Here is a 6548-nt window from a genome sequence, read left to right on the forward strand (position 1 = left end):
AACCGGTCGCGAAGCGAGCCAAAGCACTGCTTTGGCAGGTTTTTACGACCGCACAAGGATGGCTGGTCCGGCACACCGGGGCTGGCACGGCTAACAGGGAAGTCATTTTCGAGAGACTGACAGGCACGTTTGCTTCAACCAAGCGCGCTAACGCACGCCGTGTCGATGGTGATATCGACACTCCAGTTGTTGGAGCCTCACCAGTAGTTGCTGCGTCGATGTCCTCATCGACGCAGCAGGCGCCAGCCTGCCAGCCAAGCCGCAAAAACCAGTGCGCTCACGCGCACCATGTTGATGGGGACTTCAACACTCCAGAGTCTCAAGCCTTGATCTCACTCAAACGCTCTGCCGCCATTCTCGCCAGCGCACTCAAGTCCTGGCCATCCTCCTGAGCATAAGCAATGAACTGCTCCTTCATGCTCTTCGCCCAGAACTTCTTCAAGTGATTAGCAATCAGGGTGGCGGATTGCTCGTCGTCGTCTCTGGCCAGGTTCACGGATATCTGATTGGCCATGCGGATCAAACTCTGTAACTGGGGGTCGTTTTGATAACTCATGATGACTTCTCGATCTGAAACGATGAATGGTACAACTGATGACGCCCTGGTCTGGCAAAGCCAACCAGGTTCATATTCGCGTTTGACGCATAGTTTACTGCCAAAGCAGTGGGGGCGGATACTGCTACCAGGCTGGAAATGCCAATATGAGCACATTTTTGCACCATCTCTACACTTCCTCGGCTGGAAATCAGCACGAAACCTTCCTCAAAACGCCGCCCCTGCCCCAGCCAGTGACCAATCAACTTGTCCAGCGCATTGTGCCGGCCCACATCCTCACGCGCGACCAGAATGTTCCCTGCCGCATCGCACCAGGCCGCGCCATGACAGGCGCCCGTCTGCCCTTGCAAGGGTTGGTAGTCTGCCAACTGTTGCACGGCCAACTGAATGGCCGCATCGGTTGGCGCTGCCCGGTAAGGCAAAGCCGTTACCGGCCGCACCGCCTGCGACAGTGACTCAGCCCCACACAAACCGCAGCCGGTTCTGCCGGTCAGGTTTCGCCGCTGCTGCTTCAACTCGGCGAAACGCCGCGCGCTGATCTGCAGTTGCAATTCCAGGCCATTGTCCTGCGCCACCAGGCGGCAATCGTGCAACTCGCTGGCATCATGCAAGATACCCTCGGTCAGGCTGAAACCCAGCGCGAAGTCTTCCAGGTCGACCGGAGTAACCATCATCACCACATGAGAAATACCGTTGTAGACCAGAGCCACTGGCCATTCTTCCGCCAGCCAATCCTCCCTTACTCGAGTTTGCCCCCGGTGCCACTCGGTCAGACGATGCGAACTGGACACCGGCTGCTCGGGCGCAGACTCAACCGCTACAACGGAAGGTTGCTTCATTTGATCGCATCCACCCGGTCGGCCTCGGTCAGATACCGCTTCTGGCGCTGATCAAAATCCTTGAACTGCTGCTGCCACTGCGAAGGCTGGCTGACCTTTTCTACCTGCACCGCCGTCACCTTGTACTCGGGGCAGTTGGTGGCCCAGTCCGAATTCTCGGTGGTGATGACGTTGGCGCCGCTGCCTGGGTGATGGAAGGTGGTATAGACCACCCCTGGCGGCATGCGATCGGTCAAGCGAGCACGCAGCACCGTTTGCCCGGCTCGGCTGCTGATGCCGACCCAATCGTTTTCCTTGATGCCACGCAGTTCCGCATCCTCAGGGTGAAGGTCGAGCCGATCTTCGTCATGCCAGTGCTGGTTGTCGGTACGTCGAGTCTGTGCACCGACGTTATACTGGCTAAGTATCCGGCCTGTCGTCAGCAACAAGGGGAAGCGGCGGTTGGTGCGCTCTTCCGTCGCCACATAGCGGGTAATGGCAAACTGCCCCTTGCCGATGGGGAAGTCCTCGACGTGCATGATGGGGGTTCCCAGCGGATGCGCCTCATTGCAGGGCCACTGAATACTGCCTTCAGCTTCCAGCTTGGCGTAACTGACGCCGGTAAAGGTGGGTGCCAGGGTGGCGATCTCGTCCATGATTTCGGACGGGTGGCTGTAATCCATGGGGTAGCCCAGAGCATTGGCCAGCATCTGCGTGACTTCCCAGTCTTCCTTGCCGGCCAGAGGCGGCATGACCTTGCGGACCCGATTGATGCGGCGTTCGGCGTTGGTAAAGGTGCCGTTCTTCTCGAGGAAGGTTGAGCCCGGCAACAACACATGGGCAAACTTGGCAGTCTCGTTCAGGAAGATGTCCTGAACGATCAGGCAATCCAGAGCCCGCAAGGCGGCTTCAACGTGCTGGGTATTGGGGTCGGACTGGGCGATGTCTTCACCCTGGACGTACATCGCCTTGAACCGGCCCGCCAGGGCGGAATCGAACATGTTGGGTATTCGCAAGCCTGGCTCGCTGTCCAGCTCGACGCCCCAGGCTTGTTCGAAACGGCCACGCACCGTGGCATCGGCCACATGCTGATAGCCCGGCAATTCGTGCGGGAAGGAGCCCATATCGCAACTGCCCTGCACATTGTTCTGACCACGCAAGGGGTTTACCCCGACCCCTTCCCGACCGATATTACCGGTCGCCAGAGCCAGGTTGGCGATGCCCATGACCATGGTTGACCCCTGGCTGTGCTCGGTGACGCCAAGGCCGTAATAAATGGCGCCATTACCGGCTTCGGCATAAAGCCTGGCCGCCTTGCGCACACGCTCTGCTGGTACACCGGTCACCGCCTCCATGGCTTCTGGCGAGTGGTGTTCCTGCTGAATAAAGTCTCGCCATTGCTGATAAGCGTCGGTTGCACAACGCGCCTCGATAAAGGCGGCTTCTTCCAGCCCTTCGGTAATCACCACATGGGCCAGGGCATTGATCAGCGCTACATTGGTGCCCGGGCGCAGTGGCAAATGAATGCCTTCGCCACCATGAGGGGTGCTCAACAGATCGATGCGACGCGGGTCGGCCACAATGAGTTTCGCACCCTGACGCAGCCGACGACGCATCTGGGACGCAAAGACCGGGTGCGCATCGGTCGGGTTGGCACCTATGACGATGATCACATCGGAATGCATGACCGAATCAAAGGTCTGGGTCCCGGCGGATTCACCCAGGGTGGTTTTCAGGCCAAAGCCCGTCGGTGAGTGGCAGACACGGGCACAGGTATCGGTATTGTTGTTGCCAAAGGCGGCCCGAATCAGCTTCTGCACCAGGTAGGTTTCTTCGTTGGTGCAACGCGAGGAGGTAATGCCGCCAATGCTGTCACGACCGTATTGCGCCTGAATGGACTTGAGGCGAGTGGCGGCAAAGTTGACGGCCTCTTCCCAACTCACGGCACGCCAGGGCTCGTCGATGTGATCCCGGATCATCGGTTCGCGAATGCGATCCTTGTGGGTGGCATAACCAAAGGCAAAGCGCCCTTTCACACAGGAGTGACCATGGTTGGCATCACCCCCCTTGTACGGCACCATGCGAATCAACTGATCGCCCTTCATCTCGGCCTTGAACGAACAGCCGACCCCGCAATAGGCACAGGTGGTCACAATGCTGTGCTCCGGCTGGCCTATTTCTATAACGGATTTTTCCATCAGGGTGGAGGTCGGGCAGGCCTGAACACAGGCACCGCAGGAGACACACTCACTGTCCATAAAGGGCTGGTCATCGCTGGCGCTGACTTTGGAGTCGAAACCGCGCCCTTCAATGGTCAGCGCAAAGGTGCCCTGCACTTCTTCGCAAGCGCGCACGCAGCGTGAACAGACAATGCACTTGCTCGGGTCGAAACTGAAATAGGGGTTGGAGGCATCGGTTTCTGCGTCCAGATGATTCTCGCCGTCAAAACCATAACGCACCTCACGCAGGCCCACGGCACCAGCCATGTCCTGAAGTTCGCAATCGCCATTGGCCGGGCAGGTCAGACAATCCAGCGGGTGGTCGGAGATGTACAGTTCCATGATGTTGCGACGCAGGCGTGCCAGCTTGTCGTTCTGAGTGGTAACGGCCATACCGTCGGCCACCGGGGTCGTGCAGCTGGCTGGCGTACCGCGTCGGCCTTCGATCTGTACCGCGCAGAGTCGGCAGGAACCGAAGGCTTCGAGGTTATCACTGGCGCAGAGCTTGGGGATCTGAATGCCAATGGTGGCCGCTGCACGCAATACCGAGGTGCCTTCGGGCACGGTGACATCAAAGCCATCGATGCTCAGCGTGACCTGGGTATCGCTCTGGGCTGCCGGCGTACCGTAATCAATGGACCAGTCGGGCCGGGGCGCGCGGGCCGGATCAAAATGTTCAAGCATGGGTCGTCTCCCCACTCTTTTCAGAGGTTCTGGGTTGCAGGTCTTCCGGGAAATGCTTCATCACACTTTGCACCGGAAAGGGCGTCATACCGCCCATTGCACAAAGAGAGCCGTCGACCATGGTGTCGCACAACTCGGCCAACAGTTCGAGGTTTTGCTCAGGCTGGGTACCCGCACGAATGCGGTCGATCACTTCGACACCCCGTACCGAACCGATACGACAGGGCGTGCATTTACCGCAGGATTCGATGGTGCAAAACTCCATGGCAAAACGGGCCTGCTCACCGAGGTCAACACTGTCGTCAAAGAGCACGACGCCGCCATGCCCGACTACCGCACCGAGTTCGGCAAAGGCTTCGTAATCGATGGGCGTCTCCCACTGACTGGCAGGCAGGTAGGTGCCAAGAGGGCCACCCGCCTGAACCGCCTTGAGTGGCCGGCCGCTCACAGTACCGCCACCAAAGTCTTCGATCAGCTCGCGCAGCGTCAACCCGAAAGCACGTTCGACCAGGCCGCCCTGCTTCACATTGCCCGCCAGTTGCAAGGCCAGGGTGCCACGGGATCGGCCCATGCCGCAATCGGCATAAGCCTTGGCGCCATGCTGCAGAATAAAGGGCACGGCCGCCAGAGAAAGCACGTTGTTGACCACCGTCGGTTTACCAAACAAACCTTCAATAGCCGGCAGAGGCGGTTTGGGCCGAACCTGACCGCGTTTGCCTTCCAGGCTTTCCAGCAGAGAGGTTTCCTCACCACAGATATAAGCACCAGCGCCCAGACGCACCTCCAGATCAAAGCTCCGGCCACTGCCGCGAAGGTTGTCACCCAGGTAGCCAGTGCTATAGGCATGGGCCAGCGCCTGCTGAAAGATGCGATGGGCGACCGGGTACTCCGAGCGCAAATAGACATAGCCCTGAGTTGCGCCCACTGCCAGGCCCGCGATAATCATGCCTTCAATCAACAGATAGGGATCGCATTCCATCACCAGCCGATCGGCAAAGGTGCCGGAATCGCCTTCATCGGCATTGCAGACGATGTATTTCTGATCCGCCGGGGCATCCAATACGGTTTGCCACTTGATGCCGGTCGGGAAGGCGGCTCCGCCTCGGCCACGCAAACCGGAGTTTTTGACCTCATCGACGATGCCCTGAGCTTCCAGCTGCAGCGCTTTTTCGAGCCCCTGCCAGCCACCGTGCTGACGGTAGTCTTCGATGGACAGCGGGTTGGTAAGGCCAATGCGACTGAACGTCAGGCGTTGTTGTTGCTTCAGATAGGGGTGCTGCTCAATATCGCCAAGCGCCAGGTCATGCGTCTGGCGTGCGTCGAACAGGCCTGCTTCAACCAGTTCGGGCACAGCCTCGGGCGTCACCGGGCCATAGGCAAAACGCCCTGTCCCCGCATCCACCTCGACCAGAGGCTCCAGCCAGAACAGGCCGCGCGAACCGTTTCGAATCAGCTCGATGGTTTTCCCAAGACGCTCAGCCTCGGCCATTAACAACTGAGCCACCTCATCCGCCCCGAGTGAGAGCGCCGTTGTGTCGCAGGGTACATAGACCTTGATCATCACTGCACCTCCACGGGTCGGGTTTGAAGGGCATCGATCAGCGCATTGAAGCGCTCTGGCGTGACCCTGCCGTGAATACGACCCCCAATACGAATGCTGGGGCCACAGGCGCAATTGCCCAGGCAGTAAACCGGCTCCAGAGTAAACTCACCGGTCAGGCTGGTCTGATGGTAGCCCAGGTTCAAGGCCTGCTGAGCATGATCTTCCAGAGCGCGGCCACCAACGGCCTGACAGGCCTCAGCTCGGCACACCTGAATCACCTGCTGGCCGGGGGGCTGAGTGCGAAAATGATGGTAGAAACTGATGACCCCATGCACCTCTGCTTTGGTGACCTGCAATCGCTTTGCGATCACGCCTATCGCCGTTTTTGGCACATAACCACAGGTATCCTGAATGGCATGCAGAACAGGCAGCATAGCGCCAGGCAACTCCGCCAATGGCTCAATAAGGTCAGCAATGGCCTCTGGCGAAGGGCCATTCGGATGAAGATCACTGGACGGACTCGTCATATATGCACTACCATTCATAATTATTAATGTTTTGTTGGTTAAAAAAGGTCTTCGGGAAGTTTATCACCCTTACCACACTCGATAAATATGACCTATAGATCATAGGTGGCAACCCAACACTGGAGCGTCGATATCACCATCGACGTAGCAGGGTAAAAACCGGTCGCGAAGCGAGCCAAAGCACTGCTTTGGCAGGTTTTT

The 6548-nt window shown here is 58.5% G+C and carries 5 protein-coding genes; all 5 read right to left on the minus strand.

Annotated elements, in window-relative coordinates:
- Nucleotides 1–319: 319 nt before the first annotated feature.
- The 5 genes from LAT62_RS15355 to LAT62_RS15375 are packed head-to-tail and all read right to left on the minus strand — an operon-like array spanning nucleotide 320 to nucleotide 6365.
- Nucleotides 320–556, minus strand: a complete 237-nt coding sequence (locus LAT62_RS15355; protein ID WP_293385931.1) for a formate dehydrogenase subunit delta — start codon at nucleotides 554–556, stop codon at nucleotides 320–322.
- The gene (fdhD, locus tag LAT62_RS15360) at nucleotides 553–1395 is read right to left on the minus strand and encodes a formate dehydrogenase accessory sulfurtransferase FdhD (protein ID WP_293385933.1); all 843 of its coding nucleotides are present in this window, start codon (nucleotides 1393–1395) and stop codon (nucleotides 553–555) included. The genes LAT62_RS15355 and fdhD overlap by 4 nt, the downstream gene beginning before the upstream one ends.
- A complete protein-coding gene (gene fdhF, locus LAT62_RS15365; RefSeq protein WP_293385935.1) occupies nucleotides 1392–4277 on the minus strand; it encodes a formate dehydrogenase subunit alpha in 2886 nt (961 codons plus the stop codon). Before fdhF ends, fdhD begins: the two co-directional genes overlap by 4 nt.
- Nucleotides 4270–5841, minus strand: coding sequence for an NADH-quinone oxidoreductase subunit NuoF (locus tag LAT62_RS15370; protein ID WP_293385937.1), 1572 nt, complete (start codon nucleotides 5839–5841; stop codon nucleotides 4270–4272). Before LAT62_RS15370 ends, fdhF begins: the two co-directional genes overlap by 8 nt.
- Nucleotides 5838–6365, minus strand: a complete 528-nt coding sequence (locus LAT62_RS15375; RefSeq protein WP_367120571.1) for a formate dehydrogenase subunit gamma — start codon at nucleotides 6363–6365, stop codon at nucleotides 5838–5840. Before LAT62_RS15375 ends, LAT62_RS15370 begins: the two co-directional genes overlap by 4 nt.
- Between the last annotated feature and the right edge of the window lie 183 nt (nucleotides 6366–6548).

It is taken from the genome of Natronospirillum sp. (assembly GCF_022565775.1).
GTDB lineage: Bacteria > Pseudomonadota > Gammaproteobacteria > Pseudomonadales > Natronospirillaceae > Natronospirillum.

Coding starts and splice junctions, on each gene's coding strand:
- LAT62_RS15355 (WP_293385931.1), bottom strand. CDS start 556: ATGAGTTATCAAAACGACCCCCAGTTACAGAGTTTGATCCGCATGGCC.
- fdhD (WP_293385933.1), bottom strand. CDS start 1,395: ATGAAGCAACCTTCCGTTGTAGCGGTTGAGTCTGCGCCCGAGCAGCCG.
- LAT62_RS15375 (WP_367120571.1), bottom strand. CDS start 6,365: ATGAATGGTAGTGCATATATGACGAGTCCGTCCAGTGATCTTCATCCG.
- fdhF (WP_293385935.1), bottom strand. CDS start 4,277: ATGCTTGAACATTTTGATCCGGCCCGCGCGCCCCGGCCCGACTGGTCC.